Source organism: Hymenobacter monticola (assembly GCF_022811645.1).
Lineage (GTDB): Bacteria > Bacteroidota > Bacteroidia > Cytophagales > Hymenobacteraceae > Hymenobacter > Hymenobacter monticola.
The window spans coordinates 3329929-3351571 of sequence record NZ_CP094534.1; the positions used below are offsets into that span (position 1 = coordinate 3329929).

The window sequence follows — 21643 nt, forward strand, 5'->3', positions numbered from 1 at the left end:
ACGATGAGAAAGAAAATAATGGCTCTGGCGGGGGCGGCTGTGGTGACCAGCGCCCTGCTCGGGGCCTGCCAGGAGAAGCCCTCCCAACCCACCGCCAGCGCCGCCGCCGCCGCCCCGGTAGCCGACAGCACCGCCGCCGATACCCTCCGCCGGGTGCGTGGGCCCAAAGAGAAGGTCCCCTTTGTGGCCCCCACCAAAATCGGGCGCATCCTCGGCGCCCAAAGCCCCTCGCCGCCCGGCACCCGCTAGGCCGAAGCGCAGGCGCGAGGTGGCACAGCCGCTGTAGCCGGCGTCGGCCACTTAAAGCCGGACCAATCCCACCGGGGGAGGTCATGGTACCAGGGGGCGCTACAAGCTGAATGAGCGCCTGGCACCCCTTCCCTTCAGAGGGGGCCGGGGTGAAATGATACGCTAGAACGGCATATTGCATTTATTTACCACATCCACATGCCCGATTCTACCTATGATGCCGTCGTTGTCGGTTCCGGCCCCAATGGGCTGGCCGCCGCCATTGCCATGCAGCAGGCGGGCCTGTCGGTGCTGCTGATTGAAGGCAAGAACGAGCTGGGCGGCGGCCTGCGCACCGCCGAGCTGACGCTGCCCGGTTTCCGCCACGACATCTGCTCGGCCATTCACCCGTTGGCCGCCGCTTCGCCCTACTTCCAAACGCTGCCGCTGGCCCGGTACGGCCTCGACTACCTCACGCCGCCCGTGGCCGCCGCCCACCCCTTCGACGATGGCACCGCTGCGGCCGTCCTCACCTCCATTGACGCCACCGCCGCCACCCTCGGCCCCGACGCCGATGCCTACCGCAGCCTGCTGGCCCCGCTGGTGGCGCAGTGGCCCAGTCTTGTGCGCGACGCGCTGGGCCCGCTGCGTTTCCCGCCGAATCCGGTGGCGCTGGCCCGCTTTGGCCTGTCGGCGCTGTTGCCGGCCACGGTGCTGGCCCGTCGCCTCGCGGGCGAGAAAGCCAAAGGGCTGCTGGCCGGCATGGCCGCCCACAGCATTCAGCCGCTCAGCAACCTCACCACTTCAGCCATTGGCCTGGTGCTGCTGATGGCGGCGCACCGCGGCGGCTGGCCCCTGGCGCGGGGGGGCTCGCAGTCCCTTGCCGATGCGCTGGTGGGGCACTTCCGCGCCCTAGGCGGTAAAGTCGAAACGGGTACCTTCGTGCGCTCACTCGGGCAACTGCCCGCAGCCCGCGCCGTGCTGCTCGACGTAACGCCGGCGCAACTGCTCCAGATAGCCGGCCACAGCCTCTCCGGCATCTACCAGTGGCAGCTGCGGCGCTACCGCTACGGCATGGGCGTGTTCAAGATTGACTGGGCCTTGGGGGCGCCCATTCCCTTCGCGGCGCCCGAGTGCGCCCAGGCCGGCACCGTGCACCTGGGCGGCACGCTGGCCGAAATTGCCGCCGGCGAGCAGGCCGCCGCGCGCGGGCAGCACCCGGCCCGGCCCTTCGTGCTGCTGGCCCAGCAAAGCCTGTTCGACGCCACCCGCGCCCCGGCCGGGCAGCACACCGCCTGGGCCTACTGCCACGTGCCCAACGGCTCGCGCCAGGACATGACCGCCGCCATCGAAAGCCAGGTGGAGCGCTTCGCGCCGGGCTTCCGGGAGCGCATCCTCGCCCGCCACACCTTCGACCCGCTGCAGATGCAGGCCCACAACCCCAACTACGTGGGCGGCGACATCAACGGCGGCGTGCTCGACATCGGGCAACTGTTCACCCGCCCGGCTCTGCGCGCCTCCAACTACCGCACCTCGCAGCGCGGGCTGTACCTGTGTTCTTCAGCCACGCCGCCCGGCGGAGGCGTGCACGGCATGTGCGGCTACCGCGCCGCCCGCCTGGCCCTGCGCGACGTGTTTGGGCTGGACGCGCCGCCGCTGCACGGGGAGGGGTGAGGATATTGAAACAATTCTTACTACTGCTACTTTAGTGTCATGCTTTCACTTTACTCCGCGCAAAGTCTAGCTTTCCTGTTGGAAATAATTCCAGACTTGCGGCCTTTAGTCACGGAGCAAGCAGATTGGTTTGAAATAAATACGGTATCCCCTTCTGGGTGGGAGTTTTGGGTTTCATCAGCGGAGGATGAAATCACCGTTGGGTTTGCTGAATATCATACCCACTTTGGCTGGCATGAAGGCGACCCCGCAGATGATGGAACTGATGCAGCCGACTTTATTTGTTCTCTCCGCACCGGGCAACTGATGCTTGCAGTTTGGTATGAAGGCGAAGAGTACGTGAGTTCTTGGCCGGTTGAATCGATTCAGGAAGCACTGCCAAAGACGTGGTTTCAGCGGTGGTGGAGACGAAAGCAACGGCTTCAAATCAAAAAATGGATTGAATAACTGCTCTCAAAACCCAAACGCCAGCGCCCCGCCGTCCACGCTGAAATCCTGGCCGGTGATGTAGGTGGCGCTGGGCGGGGCCAGGAAGCACACATGCGCCGACAACTCCTCGGGCCGGCCAAAACGGTGCAGGGGCATGCGCTGCAGGATTTTTTGCCGGCGGCCGGCGTCCATCACCTGCTGGCTCATTTCGGACGGAAACCAGCCGGGCGATACAGAATTGACCAAGACGTTCGATTGGCTCCACTCCACGGCCAGGCCCCGGGTGATGCCCAGCACCGCCGACTTGCTGGAGCTATACGGCACCACCTCTGCAAACCCGAGGTAGGAAGCCATCGAGGAGGTGTTGATGATGCGCCCGACGTGCGGCGACTTGCTCAGGTACGGAAATGCGAGCCGGCAGCAGTTGAACACGCTGGTCACGTTCACGGCGTGAATGGCCTCCCACTCGGCCGTGCTAAGTGCCTCGGCCCGCTTGCGCTGCGTGATGCCGGCGTTGTTTATCAGCACATCGATGCCCCCGTCGGCGCCGGTGGCGTCGAACACTTCCTTGATGGCCGCTTCATTGGTCACGTCCAGCTTCTGGAAGGTAATGTTTTCGGGCACCAGTCCTTCCTGGGCCACCTTGATGCCGCCGGAGCGGCTCAGGGCAAACACGTCGGCGCCGCATTGAGCCAGCGTAATGGCCTAGTCGAGCCCTAGGCCGCTAGAGGCGCCGCTGACGATGATGCGCTTGCCACGCAGGGAGAAAATGGCGTTGAATTTGGGGTTCATAGCGGGGGTGGGGTAGTAATTTAATCACCTGTCATCCTGAGCGCAGCGAAGGACCTTATCACATTTGAATCTTACTCCTAACGTGATAAGGACCTTCGCTGCGCTCAGGATGACAAACGGCACGGGTCGGCTAAATTTCCGTCAAGCCAGCATCCTTGAAGCCGAAACCCCAGCCCGGGCGGTTGTGCGGACGGGCCAGGCCGTTCACGATTTCCAGCGGGTGGTCGATGAGCGGGTCTATCCAGTCGAAAGATTCGGCGCCGGCGCCGTTGGGAATGGTGCAGAGCAGCGGAATGTCGTAGTCTTTGTAATAGTGCGGCAGCACCGGAATGTTGAAGCTGCCGGCCAGCGCGGCGCTGTTGCGCCAGGCTTCCACTCCCCCCAGCCGCAGGATGTCGGGCTGCCAGATGTCGATGGCGTTGCGCTGAAGCAGTTCGCGCAGCGGCAGCGTAGAGTATTCGCGCTCGCCCATGGCCAGCGAAATACCCGCCTGGGTGCGCAGCAACTGGTAGCCCTGATAATCGTCGTGGGCAATGGGCTCCTCAAACCACTGGATGTTGAGCTCGCGGGCGGCGCGGGCCAGGGCCAGCGCGTTGGGCACGGTCATGCCCTGGTTGGCGTCCATCATGATGCCAATGTCGAGGCCCACGGCCTCGCGCACCAGCCGCAGGCGTTCCAGGTCTTCGCGCCAGTCGGGCTTGCCTACCTTGATTTTCACCGCCCGGAAGCCGCGCGCCTTATAGCCGCTCACCTCGCCGATGAGCTCTTCGACGGAATAGGAAATCCAGCCGCCGCTGCCGTAGATGGGCACTTCGGTGCGCGACGTGCCCAGCACTTTCCAGATGGGCTGGCCCAGGATTTTGCACCAGGCGTCCCACATGGCAATGTTGTAGGCGGCCTGCGCCCAGCGGTTGATGCCCTCCATGCCAAAGTACTCATTGGCGTGGTTGAGGTGCTCGAACACCTTCACCGTGTCCGATACTTCGGCCCCGAGCACCCGGTTGCCGGCGTCCTTCAGCGCCCCGGCAATGGCGAGCGGGCTGTACTGAAAGCTGAGCAGGTAGGCCTCGCCCACCACGCCGGTTTCGGTGGTGATGCGCAGCACCAGAAACGAGATTTCCGTGAGCGTGTGGGTGGCGTCGGAAATGGGTTTTTTTAGATTGGCTTTGGCGGTGAAGACGTTGAAGCTCTTTATTTTATTCATGTGAAAGGGACAGGCGTTTTAGATAGAGAAGCAGCATAGAGAAGGCGCTGCCGCGCGCCAGGAACGAACCTGCCGCGCCATGATGGTCAGCACGGGCGCCACCAGCAACTGGGAAGCAGTGGCATCGAGGTGCAGGCCGTCGGCAGTCATGGCGTTGATGTCGAGGCCCGGCGTCTGGTAGCCGTTCACAAACAGACAGTGGGTGCGCTTCGCAACCTTCTGGAAGGCGGTGCTCAAGGCGCGCACCCGCGCGTCGCCGCCCTGGTATTTGGGCAGGGCTTCGGCTTTGGCGCCGTAGGGCGGGGGCGAGATGATGATAATGCGGGCCTGGCGGATGGCGGGGTAGGGGCAGGTTTTGATTTTGGTAATGAGCTGCTCCAGGTTGGCCGGTACTTCTTTCTGGCGGTCGGCAAAAACGGCTTTGGCGTCGTTGGTGCCCAGCTCCAGCACCACAAAATCGAACGGCCGACCCTGGGTAAACTCCGCCGCTTTCCGCAGATTCTCATCGATGACCAGCAGCGAATTCAGCGTGCTGTCGCCGTTGTTGACAAAGCCAACGGTGCGGCCCGATTTGCTGATGTTGAAGACTTGCGCGCGGGGCAGGGCCAGTTCCAACTGCCGGGGCCAACTGTGCGGAAACGTGCCGTTGCTGTCGCCCAGGGTAAAGATGTTGAGGGCCTTGTCCGAAGCCGCCGGGGCTTGCGCGGGCAGCAGGGCCGGCAGGAGCAGCAGAAACAGGAGAAGCTTTTTCATGGCAATGGACAGTTATCCTAATCAGGTAGAAACTCCCCTACATGAGGGGTTACATACCATGTATATCCACCTCCTAACTCTTGCGATGAAAACTCCACAATGTTTGAATTAAAATGGAGGTAAAGAAACCTTGCCGTATGCACATTATTGCCCTGCCGCAGGGCAAAGGTGTGTAAACCTGGTCTCAGCCTTGTGGAATATTCCTCAAACTTGAAAGGGGTGTTTTTGACTTGAAAAACAGGTCTCTGGTCAATCAACACAGTGGCTGGTATTGTGGGATTTTCTGCATCGAAATACATTAGATGGAATGTGGCTTCTGATTTTATCATGCACGCCAATACCAGCAATATGGCCACCAAGCTCATGCCGATTCGATTTGGTTGGACTTTCATGCGAAGAAGTTAAATGTTATAATAGCCTCCAGCGTCTTCTACTTTCAGTCAGTAAGCAGTCAACTTACTTGGCGCACCTCATTTCAATTACTTCCCCACCTGCACCGAACTGTCGTTAATTCCATACGGGCACTGCTTAAGCAGCTGAGTGATTTTGGCACCGGCCAGCGGCAGGGAATAGAAGACCTTAAGGCACCGGCGCATGGCAGCAAGAATGGCATTGGCCGGCCAAGGTAAAAGCCAGGCCCGGGCAGATTCTCCTGCGCTGTCCTGCTTCACGGCTTACAAGGGCAGGACACCGCAGCGCAACAATAACTGCTCAGCTCTATCCTAATCCCGCAGACTACTAAGTGTTTCTCCCATATTGCATTAGGTGCCGCGCCAATCCATGTTTCCAAAAGGCGTAAAGCGCAACGCGGGCCAGCGCTCAGGTATCGGTCGAAACGTCATCCCACGCCTGGTCCAGGTAGCCAATCAGCCAGTTCAGGGCGTGGTGCCGCTCCACTACCACTTCCGGATTGAGGTTGCCGGCCACCGGCTGCTGGGTCACGCGGGCCTCGTTGCAGGCCCAGTCAAGTCGCAGCACGAGGTCGGCCTGGTCCAGCAGCTCGCGCTTGCTGCGCAGCCGCGCCCGCGTCCGAAACTGCCGCTCCGAAAGGTCGTGGATGATGGCTGCGTCGTGGGCCACGTTGCACAGGTGGTCGGGGTAGTCCAGGGTGTCGGCGTAGCCCAGCGCCCAGAGCAGCACGTGCAGGCCCTCGTAGCGCCAGTTGGCGTCGAGCCGCTGCTGCCGGGTGGGCTGCGCCGCCTCCACGTAGGCCCGCTCCAGCGGCGAGAGCTTGGAGGAAATGTGGTAGGCCCGGTCCATTGCTGCCAGGCGTGCCGGCGAAAGTCCCTCGCTCTTCAGCCCGATAAAGCACAGCGCCAGCGCCCGGTCCACCACCTCGTCCGGGGTCCGGATTCGGGTTGCCGCTTCCGAATCCGTGAACAGCGCGTCGGGATTGTGGTAGAGGGGCACGCCACGGGCCCGGCAGTACGCTTCCGACCTGGCCCGGCGCGCTTGCTGGTCGGGGGTGGGAGTGATGTGCTCGACCGGCACTCCGGTACGGGCCTCCTGCGTCGCGGGCTCGTTGCAGGCCGAAAGCACCAGGGCCAGGCAGCCAATGAGCCGTTGGGCCACCGAAAGGCAATTAAACCGGCGAGTGTTCATGCAAAAAGCGCGCACCGACCGGATTGTTGGGACGGAGCGCATGGCCGCAAGGTAGCCCTAGCCCACCAAATGGCCGGGTGGTTTCGGCCGAGGCTTAGGCAAAGCCTTAGCCGGCCGGCAGCACCAGAACCGGCAGCGGGCTGGCCACCAGCACTTGCGCCGTAACGCTGCGGTGGAACAGGCGGCCCATGAAGCTGCGCCGCCGGGCCATGAGCACCACCAGGTCGTAGGCTCCCGACTGGGCCGCTTCCAGAATGGCGGTGGCGGGATGCGCGCTCACCACGGAGTGGCACTGCACCGCCGACAGCCCCAGGGTGAGGCCCGTGCGCAGGACTGAATCGAGCACGAGGGGCGGCAACTCATTGGGGCCGGTTGTGGGCACTGCGTGGAAAACGGTGACTTCGGCCCCCAGCGCGGTCAGGATGTGGTGCGCGGCGGCTTGGTGGTCGCCCAAGGAGAACGGCTCACCGTCGACGGCCAGCAGCACGCGGCGCGGCGGGCGCGCGCCGGCCACGCCGTGGGGCACCACCAGCATGGGGTAGGGGGCGTGGCGGAGCAGGTCGAGCGAGGCGGTTTGCACCAGCTCGTCGGGCGTGTCTGAGTAGTCGGGGCGGCCCAGCACCACCAGCAGCGGGTGGTGCTCGCGCACGGCTTCGGCCGCGGCGGGCGCCACCTGGCCGTGGCCCACTTCAGCCTCCAGGGGCACGGTGGTTTGGCGGGCCGCGCTGCGCAGGGCCAGGGTGGCGGCCTGCGGGCTTTCGTGCGCGCTCGCGCCGGTGAACATTTCGGGGTCCAGCAGGGAGTCGCGGCGCACGTGCAGCAGCACCAGGCGGGCCTTCAGGGGTTCGGCCAGGCAAGTGGCATAGTCCAGGGCCTTGTTGGCGGCCGGAAAGAAATCGGTGAGGATGAGCAGGGAGGGTTTCATGGGCCGGGGCGGAATGAGCGGTGATGACGGCCACAAAGAACCCTGCGCGGACCACGCCGAAACCTGTTCAGGATTAGCCGGCCGCTTGATTTTTGTCATGGGTTGGCGGGGCCAGCCGCCGAAACCTGGCCATACTCCTTGATACCGTGGGCGCCGCCCATGCCGCCTACCTGGCCCTGCAAGCCGTCCCGGAAGTGCATGCCTTATTTATTTGGCGCGAAGAGAACGGCCGCAAGCGAATAGGAGCAGCTTTTCCTGGTTTGATGAAAAGCTGCTGAAGGGCTGACAAAATTCACAAGCCCAAAGGCCCAACCGTGGTTGCCCGGCCTTTTGACTGAATGATTCGTGGCATTAACCCAGCTGGAACGTGAGCACCGGCGGGAAGGCGTGGGTGGCCACGTTTTCGGCAATGCTCGCTTGCAGGAAGCGGCTCAGCCCGGTGCGACCGTGCGTGGGCAGCAGCACCAAATCGGCTTGCATTTCCTGCGCAAAAGCCGTAATGCCGGCGCTGGGACTGGCAGCCGCCGTTGCGGCAGGCTCGTAGCGGCCCAGCTGATGGCGCTGGGCAAAAGCGGCAATTCTTTCGAGCGCAGCCGGCTGCTGCCGGGCATCGGCCACCACGCACAGTAGGTGCAGCACGGCCTCGGGAAACAGAGCCAGCAGGCGGCGTAGCTCGGGCAGGGCCCGGTCGGCCTCGGCCGAAAAGTCGGAGGGAAACAGCAGCTTCTGCACCCGGAATTCGCCCGCCGGGTGCTTCACCGCCAGCACCGGGCAGGGGGCCGTGCGCACCAGCCGCTCGGTGTTCGAGCCAAAGAAAAAATGCTCCGAAGCAGAATGGCCCTGTGCGCCAATCACCACTAGGTCGACGGCGTGGTGCTCGAACATGTTGGCGATGGCCTCGCGCAGGCGGGCGGCCCGTACCACGTGCTGCACCGGCACCTCGGGCGCCAGGGCCGCGGCTTCGGCCACGAGGCGGTGCATCCGGATTTTAGTGGCCTGCAACAGCTTGAGCACGTACACTTCCTCCTCGCTGCCCCTGCTGTTGGGCAGCTCGGAGCCGCCCACCGGGCCGCCGTAGGTGCTGAAATTGGCCGTTTCGGGCAGCTCCACGGCGTGCAGCAGCAGCACGCGGCCGTGGGTGCGCGCCGCCAGGCGCACGGCCACCTCAAAAGCGTGGTGCGATTCGGCCGAGAAATCGGTGGGAACGAGAATGTTTTTCATGAAGAAAAAAGGTTGGGTTAGGAACTGCTGCCGTCGCCAGGGCGAGGGTCGGCCCACTCGGTAGGCAGAGCAAAAGTTCAGCGCCAGCCGCACGCGGCGCATGACGCCAATCAGGCCCGCTCCTGATTCTGGTCAGTACGCGGCGGGTAATTGCCAAGGACTTTTGACCCGCGCTCCGGCCCCAAGTCCGGTGTGCAGCTCTCGACCCTCTTTTCTTTTATGCTATGACTTCTTCCCTGCTTCCCGACATCCAAACCGAGGCCGACATCAACGCCCTGCTCCACACGTTCTACGAAAAAGTGGGCCTGGATGAGCGGCTCGGTCCGCTCTTTCAGGCCGATGCGCAGGTGCACTGGCCCCAGCCGCTCGTGACCATGCGCGCCTTCTGGCAGCGCGTGTTGCTCCGCACCGGCGGCCAGGACGGCTGGCCCTTCCCCAGCCACCTGGTGCTGCCCGCCGAGGGCGATTTTTTTCAGCGCTGGCGGCGGCTTTTCCTGGCCGCCGTGGAGGAAAACTTTACCGGCCCCATCGCCGAGGCCGCGAAGGCCACCGCCCAGGAGGTAGCCCGACGGTTTGAGTACCAGCGCCCGCCCCGCCCGCTGCTCAGCTTTTTGAAGCACGAAGTATAGCCCCAAGGCTCAATGGCGCAGCCTTGTTTTCTAGGTTTCACATGCTGAGTCGCTCAGCCAATCAACAACCAAATTGACACACAAAGAAAAAGGCGCCCTCTGGAGGCGCCTTTCTTGTAGTCCGTAGGGGAAGCGAACCCAATTATGACACATTGCTACCAGTATCGCTTTAAGGATACTTGAAGGCGGTTTTTGATTCTTTGGGCTCCCCAGTTACTTCTATAATCTTTCCCATTTCGATACTTTTTTGATACTAACCGATACTTATTCGATACTCTGCGATACTACCTTTGGGGTATTGTTTCACCCCTCAGAATACCCACCGTGAAGACCAAAACCACCGCTGCCAGTCTGCAACTCCGTAACCCCAACGGCAAGCTTTCAACGCTTACAGTCGAGTACCGGGACCCCGAAAGCAAATTCAAGCGGATATCTACCGGCGTGAAGGTTGTCAACACGAAAAGCGCCAAAGGGGAGTACATGTACTTTGATGGGGAAACAATCAAGGCCAACGGCTCCCCAGACCCCAAAACCGACACACAGACGGCCCGCGAACTCCTTGCCGATACCAACGCCGTAATCGATGCCTTAGAGCGCAAGTTGAAGCGGTGGCCCCTCGTTTCCGAACTCACAGCCGCACTGGCAACCCAAGCGGCCCCGAAGCCCGATACGCTTACCGTGGTGGCTGCCATTGAAAACTACATGCAGCACGAAGGGCACGACTGGGCACCCTCTACCATTAAATCCCACCGGACCCTTATCAACTGCATCAAACACTACGAAGCGACAAACAACAAAGAGCTAATTGCTGCCAGCATAACGGTTGAAGACGTGAAAGCCTTCCAAGTCTGGCTGCGCGAAACCCAAGACTACGAAAATTCAACGCTTGGGCGGCGCGTGACGATACTCAAAAAGGTATTGCGGCACGTGGGCATGTCGCAGCCCCTTGCGCTCAACACAGACCAAATAAAGCCACTTCACACCCTCGCAGAAAAGAAGCCTTTCACCCTCAGTTTTGCCGATATCAAGGCAATACTAGCTCTTGACTTACCCACGGGCGGCTACTTGGAGCGGACACGGGACTTGCTAATTCTCCAAACCATGACGGGCCTACGTTGGTCCGATATTGAGAGACTACAAGCCAGCCACATTACCTCACAAGGGGTATTGATAGCAGCCACAAAAACAACCAAATACGTAGCTGCTCCCTTGCTTGAACCCGGTAGGGGAGTTATCAACAAATACACCACGGAAACCGGTAGCTTGGAACTACCCCGGCGCTCTAACCAGAAACAGAATAAATATCTGAAAGAGCTTGCTCAGATGGTCCCCAGCTTAGACCGGCCCGTTACCGTCATTATCGACAAAGGAGCCCGCACAAAGGAAGAAACGGTACAAGCTTGGGAAGCGGTAAGCACCCATACCGCCCGGCGTTCCCTCATTACGTGCGCCCTCGACTTGGGGCTCCCGATTCACGTGGTAAAATCCTGGAGCGGCCATTCCTCAATGTCTGCTTTCCTTCGTTACGTCAACCCTCACAACATCCTACAAGAATCGGCAGACAAGTTCAATACTGCCTTTCTAGCGAAAATCAGCTAGACAACAAGCCCTAACAGAAAGCAAGCCCAGCCTATCCGGTTGGGCTTTTTTGTTTTCGTCGCTTTTTCAACCGGGGTATATTTAGTTAGTGTGCCCACAATGGCAAACACTTATCTACCCATACCCACCCTATTTAGTGGGTATGGACACCACATGAAAAAATCAACACGCTTTGCTTTTCGGGCTCCCGTTGCCCTTCTCGATAAGGCTAACGCTACAGCTCAGCAGAACTGCCACAACCTATCGGCAGTGCTGCGCAAAATGCTAGAGGCTTACGTCTCCGAACAGCCAACAAAAAAGGCTGCCTAACCCCTTCCGTTCACCTTTTTATAACAGTGCCAGATGTTATCAACCGTTACGCTATCAATGTCGATTTACACCGCGTACACGTTCAACCCGCTACAACCCTATCTATCGACGGCCCCGCCCCGGTAGACCTCTTTACCCTCACGTACTCGGAAAGCAAAGACAGCTACACAGCCGGGGAATTCACCGTTGAAAAGGAACGCAGCAATGACGCTGCCTATCACTTGCGGCTGAACATTTCATACCGTGGCCAGCCGTTTGCTTTCATGCTGACAGACCGGACCAAAAAGTACGGCTTCAGCAAAAATCTACGGCCGCTGCACGTCACAAATGAGGCATTTTATACCCTCAGCCACGGCAGCATATTGGCCGCTTTCCTTCGCGCTTTTGGGTTGGAAATTGCAAACCATAGCCAGCTAGATATCTGCCTTTATACGCAGCAGTGTGACCCCGCCAAGCTAATCCAGCGGCTGACCGGTAAGAACGGCAAATACCAACGTATACTGCGCAAAAATGACAAGGCCGAACACGTTATTGGGGCCAAGGACGCAACCACGGGCAAACTCATCAATACGACCTACTACGGAAAGGACAGCGAGACTGTGACCGTAAAGATTTACGACAAGTCTCACGAACTCCAAGGCAAGCCCAAACAGTATATTTCCGACTGGCACCTTGCCCACGGGCTCGACCCCACAAAGCCCGTGTACAGCCTTGAAATCAGTATCAAGGCCCGCGCCTTGAAAGAGTATCGCACCTACGCCGTGAGTGAAACGGGCGAACAAACGAGCGTGTACCGTGCTACTAATAACAATGCCGTTTCAAAAGCAAGCAAACAGACCGAAATAACGAGCTATAACATTGAAATAGAAAAGCTTAACAATCCCGCTTATCTATCGATGCTACTACAGCAGTTCTGGCCGATTGACATCAGAAAAAAGGATGCTACACGTCCCACCAATTGCACCCGTATTTCACTCATAGACTGGACTATTTACCCAACGGAAGCAATCAACAAAACCGTAGCTATCCGCCCAACAACTAACACCCTTGCAAAGCAAAAGAAAATGCTCAAAGACCTCGTTACCTTTTATGCAGAAACCGGCATCCAATCGGCACTGGATACCGCCCGCGCCATTGCGGCCCGTGACCAGCTTACCGAAACCCTTGCCAAACTGCTAGCCAAGATTGCCCCAGAGAGCCCAGCAGAACCCCAGCAACTAGCAGCGTAAGCACTGCTAATAACAATGTCGTTTCAAAAGCAAGCAAAACCTATGTAAATAAATCTATACCAGTCAGTTAGTTCGCAAAGGCTCTGAAGTATCAAAAGCAATCGGCTGGCACTGGTTGTGAAGATGCTTCGGGGCCTTTTGCGTTCTTCAATCCTCAACAATTCCAAGGCTTACGGGAGAGGAAAGAGCAGCGGCCCGCAAGGGCTTGGCATTATTGCAGCGCAGCGGAAAGAATGGCAACAAGCTGCGACTGGTGAGCCCCGTGGCCTCGGGCCCAAGCTAGGAATGCAGCGCAGCGGAAAGAGTAGCGCAGAGGGAGCGCAGAACATGTTGACTGCCGCCTTTACCGGGTAACCTTCACTTGATTTCTGGGTACTTCATTTCCGTGCGAACAATTGCAATTCCCCGGCGCAGTACCCACGCATGGGCTTCAAGGATTTCGAGAATCTGCCGCACTTTGAACACTACTGCCCGCTCAGTGGCCTTGTTCGCATTATCCAAAGCCATGTAGGTAATGGGGTGTTGGGTAGAAACCATTTTGCCCATCAACGCAATGGAGTTTTCTACCCATTTCTTCAATTCGGCTTGATATACTACTATTTTCCTTTCCAAATCAAGTTCCTCTCTCACTACTCCCACCGCTTCAGCAACCGTAGGGTCGATACCGAAATAAAGGTCAATCAAATCACTCACGTCTTTGCCTTCCTCTTGCATTCTTTTTGTAATGCTGGCCATATCCTCAGTATACTTCTGAGCTAAGAGGTACATATTGCTACCCGCGTACCCATCCTTGGCGATACGCTTGTAAAAGGTGCTTTGCAGTTCAATCCGGTTCAATAAGAGGGACCACTGTTTGACAATAGTTTCGGCTGCTTGGGCTCTCCGCTTTTGATTGTCCAAGTCTACAGAGTATTGGAAATCTTGCTTTTTTTGCTTGCTATCCAACTCTTTCAATCGCACCTCGTGGCGGTTTCGGTTTCGAGCAATCAGAAAGCTGCTAATGGCAGTAACAACGGCCGCAGCACTGCCGAGAATAATGGCTTGGGAGAATGTAAAATCGGGCATTGGGAGCAGCTAGGGGAGTAGTGCAAGCTAGGCACAAAAAAAGGGCCTACCCCAGTGGGTAGACCCTTCACGGAATCGGGAGCGAAGCGCCGGGGGCTCTAGTCCCGACAGTTAATCATGCTTCGCCCGTTTCCGGTTATTTGCCCGTGGGTTGGGGTATCATTGCCAGCTTCCCAACCTTTTCCAAATCGGTAACCAGACGCATTACCGCGCCTTGGTCGGGTGTTAGGTCCCCTTCACCGCTCTCCCCAGTGTAGAAGCGTCCTAGCACGTGCAAGGAGTCGCCCAGCGTGTAGGATGACGAAACCGCCACGCGCAATATTTCCCGTAGTTGCTGCAAGTGTTGGCCCAACTCACGGAAGTATTCGAGTACATGTTCACGGCCAGTAAAATCGTAGGTTTTTGAATCCAGCAGCAACCCCAAATCCAGTTCGCACACGTCGGCAAATGTGGTGAAGGATACCACATTCTTGATAAACCCAGCGCCACGGCTATAAACCCCGTTATAGGCCCTTTCTAGCTCCTTCACGGCACTCGCAATGTCGTCAATGATATCGTACCCAGTTAGGTCAATGGTATCGCCTATGAGCTTCAAACGGGCCTCGTTAGACTTCAGCATATCAAAGCGCATCTTCAGTCCCTTATCGGCTCCTAGCAGCTTTTGGAAAAGCTGGGTTCTCAGCGTTGTCTTTATCAGTTCCACGTCAATAGTCAGCGGGAAATCATTGGCAGCAAGCAACGCCTTGTAGTCGGCAGCAAGTGTAGTAAAATGGGCATTTGCGGCAATGGTAGCCGCGTTTTCTGCTTGGGTAATCATAGTATCGATAGGGTTAAGCTTTGTTGCCAGAAGTGAGGAAAGCTGCAATTGCAGCCCGCACCACATCGGAATAATTCAGATAGCGCGTAGCGGCGTAGCTCTGTAGCTCCATGAACTCGCGCTCACTGACGCGCACCGTCATTTGCCGAAAGCGACGCCCCGGCTTTTGCAGTCCCGCCAATAGTTTGGTAATCGAATCTTCCATAGGTAGTTAAATACTTCTACCGGTAGATAAGTAAAACCCGAAAAACATCCGTAATCACAGCCGACAAGCCGACAAAACGCTTCTCACTGGCCACATAACTAATTATTCACCAATAATCTACCCTTGGGAATAGTTGATAACAAAGCACCCCAATACCCCCAAACTTCACTAGTGAGCTGCAAACCCACTTTTTACTGTAATTCTTACCCCGAAAAACCTATTCGCGGGGCTCCCTCGGTGTTCCATTGTTGGAAATACCACCAGAGCCACTGAAAGGGTCCAATACATTCGGCTGGGGCGGTTGCTTCAATTGTTGCTGGGCCCCGGCATTAATGAGAGCAACTGCTACCGTTGCTTGGGCTGCAAGCCGGGCAGTTTCTTCTTGTGCGCGGGCATTCCGGCAAACCCCTCGATACGTGAGGTAAGCCGAAATCACGACGCCAGCGAAGACAAAAAACTCAGTGAGCATAAGGGGCGGGGTAAGGTTTCCGCAAACGTGAGAAGGGGCACGGGCGGGCCGAAAGCCGGGGTATTGCCGTCTGTGATTCAAACTTCCCTCACGGCATAGCCAGCCGCAAGGAAAGGGCCCAACACGGGCCTTGTGAGGGCCCAACATGGGCCGTGCAACTGCTTGAGCAGCGCGGAAGACGAAACAATAAATTTCATAAATGAGGGCTTTTGTAAGTAGACCTAGCTAAGTTCGGGACTATCGGGGCGGGATTTGTCTGATAGCAAAAGTTTTACTGCGGCGAACCGTTGGAGCGGTCAAAAACCCCATTACTCAAATTTCAGAATGTGACTGCCGAGCCCGCAAACTTTGGCGGGGGAAAGCGGGGGACAAACAAAAAAGGGCCTTCCCACTATGAGAAAGGCCCTTTTAGGCAGTAGACAAGAAGTGTTCCGTTACATCGGAGAATTATGATATGCCCTCAGTAGCATGTAAAGCCGTTTTCGGTAGGATTCAATTTTTCCCCGCTTTCCCCCGCTTATCGCTTCCGTGCCACGGAACGCCCCCGGTTACGGGCATTGCGAATAATTACTGGGTTGTTATCGTAGAACTCCCAAAAGGCAGCAACCGAAACCCGGTATAACGGCCGCTTGTCGCTTCCCCAGTCTGCCGTGGCCCGCAGCTTACCGCTTGCAATCCAGTTTTCAACGGTTTTGCGCACCACCCCGGCATTATCGGCCACCTCATCAACTGTGAGTAGCTTCATGCTTCCCCGGCCGCTCTCAGAGGCTGGAATGAGCAGCGGCAACAATACCGCTTTCAGTTGGTCGGCAAGGGTATTAAGTTCTTCGGGGGCTAAGGAGAGTATCATACTGCGAAGTGTTAGGCTTACTGTGATTCGCAGCGAATACTATCCTAGAGCCCCGCAACTTACCCGCCATGCTAGCCAACGCTCCCCAGCATCTAGCACCCAACCCCAGAACCCGATATGAAATTTGGAAGAATCTAGCCCTTTCCAGCCACCCCAGAAGCGATACCGATACTTAACCGATACTGGCGGAAAGCAAAAACTCCGCAACACGCTCAAATTGAGCACATTGCGGAGCATTGTTGTAGTCCGTAGGGGAATCGAACCCCTGTTGGTAGAATGAAAATCTACTGTCCTAACCCCTAGACGAACGGACCGTTGTTCGTTTTGATGATGCAAAGGTACGGCGCGCGGCCTTTCGTGCAAGTATTGGGCCTAAAAAAAATGGCCTGCGAATGGAAATAGCCTGTTTTTCAGGCTGAAAAATTTGCGCACGATTCGAAGTATGGTCGTTTGCTGGTGGGCAGAAACCCCAGCCGAGGCTTGTCGGTTGTTGCAGTGGGTAGGGGAATCGAACCCCCGTTGCCCCATCTTGGGGAATGCGCCGCCAACCCGCGCCATTCTACTATCTTCGCCCCGATTTTAAACCAGTCACCAGTCTGGGGGCTGTCACTTACCACCTTCCTGTTTCACCATGGCTAAAATTAAAGTCGCCATCAACGGCTTCGGTCGCATTGGCCGCCTCACTTTCAAATCGCTGCTGGGCCGCGACAACGTGGAAATCGTTGCCATCAACGACCTGACCGACAACAAAACCCTGGCCCACCTGCTGAAGTACGACTCCGTGCACGGCCGCTTCGACGGCACCGTGAGCTACGACGAGGAAAGCCTGACTGTGAACGGCGTGAAGATTGCCGCCCTCGCCGAGCGCGACCCCAAGCTCCTGCCCTGGGGCAAAATGGGCGTTGACGTGGTGCTCGAATCCACCGGCCGCTTCGTAGACGAAGCCGGCGCTGGCCAGCACATCACCGCCGGTGCCAAGAAGGTAGTGATTTCGGCTCCCGCCACCGGCAACATCCCCACCGTGGTACTGGGCGTGAACGAAGACATCCTCACCGGCTCCGAAACCATCCTCAGCAACGCCAGCTGCACCACCAACTGCCTGGCCCCGATGGCCAAGGTGTTGGACGACGCTTTCGGCATCGAGAAAGGCTACATCACCACGGTGCACGCCTACACCTCCGACCAGAACCTGCAGGACGCCCCCCACAAGGACCTGCGCCGCGCCCGCGCCGCTGCCTACAGCATCATCCCCACCAGCACCGGCGCCGCCAAAGCCGTGGGCCTGGTGCTGCCCAAGCTGAAGGGCAAGCTCGACGGCCTGGCCATGCGCGTGCCCGTGCCGGACGGCTCGATGACCGACCTGACCGTCATCCTGAAAAAGGAAGTGACCAAGGAGGAAATCAACGCCGCCCTGAAAGCTGCCGCCGAAGGCACCATGAAAGGCATCATCGAATACGTGACTGACCCGATTGTGAGCATCGACATTGTAGGCAATACCTACAGCTGCATCTTCGACTCGGAGCTGACTTCGGCCAACGGCACGCTGGCCAAAGTAATTGGCTGGTACGACAACGAAACCGGCTACTCGACCCGCACGGCTGACCTGATTCAGAAGCTCGGCGAGCAGATGAACGGCTAGTTTTTGATGTGAAGAAATGCTGAGTGTGAAAATGTGCGTAACGGCGGATTTTCGGCATAGCAACAAAAAAGCCTGCCTTCCGGCAGGCTTTTTTGCTTTGAAAACGTAATCCCTATTGCTGCCTTTTCCTTCCCCCCATTCTACTCATTTCCCACATTCTTACGCTAAATAAATTGCCCAAAACCTGCTTCATCCTCAACCCCAAAGCGGGCCCCAGCCGCCGACACGACATGCCGGCGCTCATTGCCCAACACTTTGGGACGCGGGAGGCCAACTACGAAATCCGGCAAACCGAATACGCCGGGCACGCTGTGGAGCTTGCCCAACAGGCAGCGGCCGAGGGATTTGCGGTGGTGGCGGCGGTGGGCGGCGACGGCACGGTGAACGAAGTGGGGCGGGGCCTGCTGGGGACGGAGGCGGCTATGGGCATCATTCCGCAGGGCTCGGGTAATGGCCTGGCGCGCCACCTCAAGGTGCCGCTGGGCTTGCCGGCGGCGTTGCGGCGGCTGGCCGCACCCGCATTCAGCCGCATGGACGTGGGCGTGATGAACGGGCACCCGTTTTTCTGCACCGCCGGCCTGGGCTTCGACGCGCACGTGAGCCAGCACTTTGCCCAGGCCGGCTCGCGCGGGCTGAGCACCTACCTACGCGTGACGCTGCGCGAGTACCGCCGCTACCGCCCGGTGGCCGTGGAAGTGTACCTGGCCGGCCAGCACCTGGCCACCGACTGCTACGTGCTGGCCTTCGCCAACGCCTCGCAGTATGGCAACAACGCCTACATCGCGCCCCTGGCCGACCTTCGCGACGGCCTGCTCGACGTGTGCCTGATTGATGCGCTGCCCGCCGGCCGGGCCTTTCGGGTGAGCCTGGCCATGGCCCTGGGCACGCTGCCCCAAAGCAAAGCGGCGGAGTATTTTAGGGTGCCGCAGGCCCGGGTGCAAGCCGTGGTGCCCATCGGCTTCCACGTCGACGGCGACTACCTGGGGCACGCCACCGAGTTCAGCGTGGAGCTGATGCCGCTGGCATTAGCCGTGGCAGTTTAAGCCATTTAACATGTATCAATTAACATTTAACAGCTCTTTTAGCGCGCTTTATACCGCCATTGCTGGTTGATTGAAAAGGCAAAATCCTGGGTGTTAAATGATAATTGTTAATTGTTAAATGAATGAAATGAAACAGAACCGCACCGGCGTCGTCTATTCGACCAATCCTGATTTCTCCTACCAAAGCAACGAGCCGGCCGAAGCCACCACGCTGCCACCCCAGCAGCAACAGCTGCGCGTGCAGCTGGACAAAAAGCAGCGCGGCGGCAAGCAGGTGACGCTCGTGACCGGTTTTGTGGGCACCGATGCCGACCTGCAGGCCCTGGGCAAGCTGCTGAAAACCAAGTGTGGTGTGGGCGGCAGCGCCAAAGACGGCGAAGTGGTGGTGCAAGGCGACTTCCGCGACAAAGTGCTGGAAGTACTGCTCAAAGAAGGTTACAAAGCCAAAAAGGCCGGCGGGTAACCAGCAATAGCCGTACTGTCAAGCTATTATCTAACCTCCTTTGCCTATGCTCCTGCTCCAATTTGCGGCTTTGCCCGAAGCGGCCCGCGACGTTACTTCCGTGCACGGACAGGCTGAAAGCGGCGTCATCAGCGCTGTGCTGTGGCTGAAGCTGGGCGTGGAAACGGTGGGCGCTACCATCATTGCACTGGGCATACTCAGCGCGGTCTGGCTGTTGCTGAAGGCATTAGCGAAGCGTCAGACGGCCGATTTTACGGCCATCCGGCTGGCCCTGGCGCGCTACCTGGCCTTGGCGCTGGAGTTTCAGCTAGGGGCCGACATTCTCTCAACGGCCATTGCGCCAAGCTGGGAGCAGATAGGCAAGTTGGGTGCCATTGCCGTCATTCGAACGGCACTGAACTACTTCCTCTCCCGCGAGATGCGCGAGGAGCGGCACGAAGCCACGCCCGAAAACCACGTGGTAGAGCGGGCAGATAGTTGAAGATTAGGAAAAAACAAGGAGCACGTCATGCTTCGGCTGCGCTCAAGATGACGGTTTTTTTACTTCCCGCTGCTTCTCAGCCTCTCCTTCGCCCGTTCGGCGTCCTCCGGCGTGTCGATGCCGAAGGCTTCGAGCTCGGTTTCGGCGCATTGAATGCGGAAACCGGCTTCGAGCCAGCGCAGCTGCTCCAGGCTTTCAGCGGCTTCGAGCGGCGACACGGGCAGGCGGGTGAGCTGCTCCAGCACGGCGGGCTTGTAGGCGTAGAGGCCCAGGTGGCGCAGGTAGCGGTGGTGCGTCAGCCATTGCTCGGACGCGTGGCCGCGCTGGTAGGGCAGGGGGTGGCGGCTGAAATACATGGCGTGGCCCTGCTGGTTCAGCACCACTTTGGGCAGGTGCGGGCTGAACAGCTCCTCGGCTGTCAGCACGGGTTTTACCAGCGTGGCGATGTCGGGCGCGGTGGCGGCGTCGGCAAATAAATCGGCCAGGGCATTGATTTGGCCGGGGTGGATGAAGGGCTCGTCGCCTTGGATGTTGACGATGCAGTGTACGTCGGCGGGGCTGCCGAGCTGCTGGAAGGCCTCCCACAGGCGGTCGGTGCCGCTGGGGTGGTCGGGGCGGGTGAGCACGGCCTCGCCGCCGAAGCCCTGCACGTGCTCTTGGATGCGGACGTCATCGGTGGCCACCACCACGCGGGCCAGGTTGGCCTGCCGGGCCTGCTCCACCACCCGCTGAATCATGCTGCGCCCGCCGAGGTCGACGAGGGGCTTGCCCGGCAGGCGGGTGGAGGCAAAACGGGCGGGAATCAGGCCAAGAACCATACTAGGGGCAGAAAGATAATCGGGAGAAAGCACCAAAAATAGGGGGCAAACCACGGCTTTTGCCCGAAGTGCTGGCGGGGCGCGGCCAATTACCCGCCGGTTTTGCGTTATTTTGCCCACACTGCCCGCCGATTTGGTTTTTTGGGGCGGAGTGGTGCTGATTTTGCCAGGTTGATTTTTTATGACTGTAATCCTTTCGCTATTTACGTTGCTGGCCCTCGGCGGCCCCGGCAAGGGCACCGCCGCCAAGGGCGCGCCCACCGACTCAATTGGCGTGGAGATGCGTGGCGGCCAGCGCTTTGTGAAGCACCGCGTATCGGCCGGCGAAACCCTCACTGCCCTCACGCGCCGCTACCACGTCAGCCTCGACCAGCTCACGGCGGCCAACCCGCAGATTAAAAACGGCCTCGGCATCGGCCAAATCGTGTACGTGCCCCGCCCGGCGGCTGGCAAAGCGGCGGCGCCCGCTACGAGCAGCAAGGCCACCGCGCCCGCCTCCGGCGCCGTGCCCGCCCGCCACACGGTGGCCAAGGGCGAAACCCTGTTTGGCATCGCCCGCAAGTACCAACTCTCGCCCGATGAGCTCATTCGTATAAACAAGCTGCCCGGCGGTGCGGTGCGCGTAGGTCAGCAGCTGGTGCTCTCGGGCAGCGGTGCCGCGGCCGAGCCGGCTGCCGCGCCGGTGCGGGCGGCCGAGGTAGAAGCTGTGCCCACCACCACGGTGGCCAAAACTCCTCCGCCGGCCCCCGACAAGCCCGCCCAGGTTGCCACGGTGACGCCCGCGCCGGCTGCCGAAAAAGAAGACCGGAAAGAAGAGCGCGAGGAGAAAACCGAGCGCACGCCCACCCGTGCCGGCGAGCTGCTTTCGCGTGTGGTGGAAACCGGCCTGGGCGCGCCCATCGAAAACAATGTGACCGACAAGTACCTGGCCCTGCACAAAACCGCGCCGGTGGGCACCATCATGCAGGTGCGCAACAACATGAACGGCCTGTCGGTGTACGTGCGCGTCATCGGCAAGCTGCCCGATACCGGCGAAAACAACAACATCCTGGTGCGCCTCTCGCCCCGCGCCGTGCAGAAGCTGGGCACCTCAGACGCCCGCTTCCGGGTTGAGACGAACTACATTCCGCAGTAGGTAGCTGTAGCGTGGACTCTGCGAGTCCGCGCCCGAACGAACTTCGCCCGATTCGCCCCCGCGC

General features: G+C 59.2%; 24 protein-coding genes and 1 tRNA gene. 11 read left to right on the plus strand and 14 right to left on the minus strand.

Going from position 1 to position 21643, the window contains the following annotated elements:
* Positions 1 to 3: 3 nt before the first annotated feature.
* The 3 genes from MTP16_RS13790 (at position 4) to MTP16_RS13800 (ending at position 2349) form a co-directional block, all read left to right on the plus strand.
* The gene (locus tag MTP16_RS13790; RefSeq protein ID WP_243510217.1) at positions 4 to 249 is read left to right on the plus strand and encodes a hypothetical protein; all 246 of its coding nucleotides are present in this window, start codon (positions 4 to 6) and stop codon (positions 247 to 249) included.
* 198 nt (positions 250 to 447) lie between these two features.
* The gene (locus MTP16_RS13795) at positions 448 to 1902 is read left to right on the plus strand and encodes a phytoene desaturase family protein (protein ID WP_243510221.1); all 1455 of its coding nucleotides are present in this window, start codon (positions 448 to 450) and stop codon (positions 1900 to 1902) included.
* A gap of 39 nt (positions 1903 to 1941) precedes the next feature.
* Positions 1942 to 2349, plus strand: a complete 408-nt coding sequence (locus MTP16_RS13800; RefSeq protein ID WP_243510225.1) for a hypothetical protein — start codon at positions 1942 to 1944, stop codon at positions 2347 to 2349.
* 6 nt (positions 2350 to 2355) lie between these two features.
* Here MTP16_RS13800 and MTP16_RS13805 read toward each other — a convergent pair whose 3' ends face one another.
* The 7 genes from MTP16_RS13805 to MTP16_RS13835 all read right to left on the minus strand — a co-directional run bounded on the left by MTP16_RS13805 (position 2356) and on the right by MTP16_RS13835 (position 8828).
* A complete protein-coding gene (locus tag MTP16_RS13805) occupies positions 2356 to 3033 on the minus strand; it encodes an SDR family NAD(P)-dependent oxidoreductase (RefSeq protein ID WP_317244109.1) in 678 nt (225 codons plus the stop codon).
* Between the two features lie 220 nt (positions 3034 to 3253).
* Positions 3254 to 4327 carry a mandelate racemase/muconate lactonizing enzyme family protein gene (locus MTP16_RS13810; protein WP_243510233.1) on the minus strand — a complete coding sequence of 358 codons (1074 nt, stop codon included), beginning with the start codon at positions 4325 to 4327 and terminating at the stop codon, positions 3254 to 3256.
* Positions 4328 to 4345: 18 nt separating this feature from the next.
* Positions 4346 to 5080 (minus strand): GDSL-type esterase/lipase family protein, encoded by a 735-nt coding sequence (locus MTP16_RS13815; RefSeq protein ID WP_243510237.1) that lies wholly within the window; start codon positions 5078 to 5080, stop codon positions 4346 to 4348.
* 17 nt (positions 5081 to 5097) lie between these two features.
* Complete coding sequence (locus MTP16_RS13820) at positions 5098 to 5472, minus strand: hypothetical protein (RefSeq protein ID WP_243510252.1); 375 nt, start codon at positions 5470 to 5472, stop codon at positions 5098 to 5100.
* Between the two features lie 427 nt (positions 5473 to 5899).
* The gene (locus tag MTP16_RS13825; protein WP_243510261.1) at positions 5900 to 6682 is read right to left on the minus strand and encodes a DUF4272 domain-containing protein; all 783 of its coding nucleotides are present in this window, start codon (positions 6680 to 6682) and stop codon (positions 5900 to 5902) included.
* 106 nt (positions 6683 to 6788) lie between these two features.
* Positions 6789 to 7607 (minus strand): universal stress protein, encoded by an 819-nt coding sequence (locus MTP16_RS13830; RefSeq protein WP_243510266.1) that lies wholly within the window; start codon positions 7605 to 7607, stop codon positions 6789 to 6791.
* A gap of 351 nt (positions 7608 to 7958) precedes the next feature.
* Complete coding sequence (locus tag MTP16_RS13835) at positions 7959 to 8828, minus strand: universal stress protein (protein WP_243510268.1); 870 nt, start codon at positions 8826 to 8828, stop codon at positions 7959 to 7961.
* A gap of 224 nt (positions 8829 to 9052) precedes the next feature.
* Here MTP16_RS13835 and MTP16_RS13840 point away from each other — a divergent pair, with 224 nt between their 5' ends.
* The 3 genes from MTP16_RS13840 (at position 9053) to MTP16_RS13850 (ending at position 12594) form a co-directional block, all read left to right on the plus strand.
* A complete protein-coding gene (locus MTP16_RS13840; RefSeq protein WP_243510270.1) occupies positions 9053 to 9457 on the plus strand; it encodes a group III truncated hemoglobin in 405 nt (134 codons plus the stop codon).
* Positions 9458 to 9781: 324 nt separating this feature from the next.
* Complete coding sequence (locus tag MTP16_RS13845) at positions 9782 to 11056, plus strand: tyrosine-type recombinase/integrase (RefSeq protein ID WP_243510273.1); 1275 nt, start codon at positions 9782 to 9784, stop codon at positions 11054 to 11056.
* 335 nt (positions 11057 to 11391) lie between these two features.
* A complete protein-coding gene (locus MTP16_RS13850) occupies positions 11392 to 12594 on the plus strand; it encodes a hypothetical protein (RefSeq protein ID WP_243510277.1) in 1203 nt (400 codons plus the stop codon).
* 357 nt (positions 12595 to 12951) lie between these two features.
* Here MTP16_RS13850 and MTP16_RS13855 read toward each other — a convergent pair whose 3' ends face one another.
* The 6 genes from MTP16_RS13855 to MTP16_RS13880 form a co-directional block, all read right to left on the minus strand.
* Positions 12952 to 13659, minus strand: a complete 708-nt coding sequence (locus MTP16_RS13855; protein WP_243510283.1) for a hypothetical protein — start codon at positions 13657 to 13659, stop codon at positions 12952 to 12954.
* 136 nt (positions 13660 to 13795) lie between these two features.
* A complete protein-coding gene (locus tag MTP16_RS13860) occupies positions 13796 to 14476 on the minus strand; it encodes a hypothetical protein (RefSeq protein WP_243510287.1) in 681 nt (226 codons plus the stop codon).
* Between the two features lie 13 nt (positions 14477 to 14489).
* On the minus strand, positions 14490 to 14681 hold the full coding sequence (locus MTP16_RS13865) for a hypothetical protein (protein WP_243510289.1): 192 nt from the start codon (positions 14679 to 14681) through the stop codon (positions 14490 to 14492).
* Between the two features lie 217 nt (positions 14682 to 14898).
* Entirely contained in the window at positions 14899 to 15150 is a 252-nt protein-coding gene (locus MTP16_RS13870) for a hypothetical protein (RefSeq protein WP_243510291.1), read from the minus strand.
* 517 nt (positions 15151 to 15667) lie between these two features.
* Positions 15668 to 16000 carry an excisionase family DNA-binding protein gene (locus MTP16_RS13875; protein ID WP_243510292.1) on the minus strand — a complete coding sequence of 111 codons (333 nt, stop codon included), beginning with the start codon at positions 15998 to 16000 and terminating at the stop codon, positions 15668 to 15670.
* 242 nt (positions 16001 to 16242) lie between these two features.
* Positions 16243 to 16314: transfer RNA gene (locus MTP16_RS13880), tRNA-Glu, on the minus strand.
* Between the two features lie 317 nt (positions 16315 to 16631).
* Here MTP16_RS13880 and gap point away from each other — a divergent pair.
* From gap to MTP16_RS13900, 4 genes are all read left to right on the plus strand, one after another.
* Positions 16632 to 17639 (plus strand): type I glyceraldehyde-3-phosphate dehydrogenase, encoded by a 1008-nt coding sequence (gene gap / locus MTP16_RS13885; RefSeq protein ID WP_243510294.1) that lies wholly within the window; start codon positions 16632 to 16634, stop codon positions 17637 to 17639.
* Between the two features lie 173 nt (positions 17640 to 17812).
* Positions 17813 to 18682 carry a diacylglycerol/lipid kinase family protein gene (locus MTP16_RS13890; RefSeq protein WP_243510295.1) on the plus strand — a complete coding sequence of 290 codons (870 nt, stop codon included), beginning with the start codon at positions 17813 to 17815 and terminating at the stop codon, positions 18680 to 18682.
* Positions 18683 to 18809: 127 nt separating this feature from the next.
* Entirely contained in the window at positions 18810 to 19145 is a 336-nt protein-coding gene (locus MTP16_RS13895) for a translation initiation factor (protein ID WP_196285333.1), read from the plus strand.
* Positions 19146 to 19191: 46 nt separating this feature from the next.
* A complete protein-coding gene (locus MTP16_RS13900) occupies positions 19192 to 19626 on the plus strand; it encodes a DUF1622 domain-containing protein (RefSeq protein ID WP_243510297.1) in 435 nt (144 codons plus the stop codon).
* Positions 19627 to 19685: 59 nt separating this feature from the next.
* Here the strand turns inward: MTP16_RS13900 and kdsB are convergent, their stop codons facing one another.
* The gene (kdsB, locus tag MTP16_RS13905; RefSeq protein ID WP_243510298.1) at positions 19686 to 20444 is read right to left on the minus strand and encodes a 3-deoxy-manno-octulosonate cytidylyltransferase; all 759 of its coding nucleotides are present in this window, start codon (positions 20442 to 20444) and stop codon (positions 19686 to 19688) included.
* Positions 20445 to 20625: 181 nt separating this feature from the next.
* Between kdsB and MTP16_RS13910 the strand changes: the two genes are divergently transcribed.
* On the plus strand, positions 20626 to 21579 hold the full coding sequence (locus MTP16_RS13910; protein WP_243510299.1) for a LysM peptidoglycan-binding domain-containing protein: 954 nt from the start codon (positions 20626 to 20628) through the stop codon (positions 21577 to 21579).
* Positions 21580 to 21643: the final 64 nt, after the last annotated feature.

Coding starts and splice junctions, on each gene's coding strand:
- MTP16_RS13835 (WP_243510268.1), bottom strand. CDS start 8,828: ATGAAAAACATTCTCGTTCCCACCGATTTCTCGGCCGAATCGCACCAC.
- MTP16_RS13800 (WP_243510225.1), top strand. CDS start 1,942: ATGCTTTCACTTTACTCCGCGCAAAGTCTAGCTTTCCTGTTGGAAATA.
- MTP16_RS13860 (WP_243510287.1), bottom strand. CDS start 14,476: ATGATTACCCAAGCAGAAAACGCGGCTACCATTGCCGCAAATGCCCAT.
- MTP16_RS13820 (WP_243510252.1), bottom strand. CDS start 5,472: ATGAAAGTCCAACCAAATCGAATCGGCATGAGCTTGGTGGCCATATTG.
- MTP16_RS13900 (WP_243510297.1), top strand. CDS start 19,192: ATGCTCCTGCTCCAATTTGCGGCTTTGCCCGAAGCGGCCCGCGACGTT.
- MTP16_RS13895 (WP_196285333.1), top strand. CDS start 18,810: ATGAAACAGAACCGCACCGGCGTCGTCTATTCGACCAATCCTGATTTC.
- MTP16_RS13795 (WP_243510221.1), top strand. CDS start 448: ATGCCCGATTCTACCTATGATGCCGTCGTTGTCGGTTCCGGCCCCAAT.
- MTP16_RS13840 (WP_243510270.1), top strand. CDS start 9,053: ATGACTTCTTCCCTGCTTCCCGACATCCAAACCGAGGCCGACATCAAC.
- MTP16_RS13815 (WP_243510237.1), bottom strand. CDS start 5,080: ATGAAAAAGCTTCTCCTGTTTCTGCTGCTCCTGCCGGCCCTGCTGCCC.
- MTP16_RS13830 (WP_243510266.1), bottom strand. CDS start 7,607: ATGAAACCCTCCCTGCTCATCCTCACCGATTTCTTTCCGGCCGCCAAC.
- MTP16_RS13825 (WP_243510261.1), bottom strand. CDS start 6,682: ATGAACACTCGCCGGTTTAATTGCCTTTCGGTGGCCCAACGGCTCATT.
- MTP16_RS13790 (WP_243510217.1), top strand. CDS start 4: ATGAGAAAGAAAATAATGGCTCTGGCGGGGGCGGCTGTGGTGACCAGC.
- gap (WP_243510294.1), top strand. CDS start 16,632: ATGGCTAAAATTAAAGTCGCCATCAACGGCTTCGGTCGCATTGGCCGC.
- MTP16_RS13875 (WP_243510292.1), bottom strand. CDS start 16,000: ATGATACTCTCCTTAGCCCCCGAAGAACTTAATACCCTTGCCGACCAA.
- MTP16_RS13855 (WP_243510283.1), bottom strand. CDS start 13,659: ATGCCCGATTTTACATTCTCCCAAGCCATTATTCTCGGCAGTGCTGCG.
- kdsB (WP_243510298.1), bottom strand. CDS start 20,444: ATGGTTCTTGGCCTGATTCCCGCCCGTTTTGCCTCCACCCGCCTGCCG.
- MTP16_RS13870 (WP_243510291.1), bottom strand. CDS start 15,150: ATGCTCACTGAGTTTTTTGTCTTCGCTGGCGTCGTGATTTCGGCTTAC.
- MTP16_RS13910 (WP_243510299.1), top strand. CDS start 20,626: ATGACTGTAATCCTTTCGCTATTTACGTTGCTGGCCCTCGGCGGCCCC.
- MTP16_RS13810 (WP_243510233.1), bottom strand. CDS start 4,327: ATGAATAAAATAAAGAGCTTCAACGTCTTCACCGCCAAAGCCAATCTA.
- MTP16_RS13865 (WP_243510289.1), bottom strand. CDS start 14,681: ATGGAAGATTCGATTACCAAACTATTGGCGGGACTGCAAAAGCCGGGG.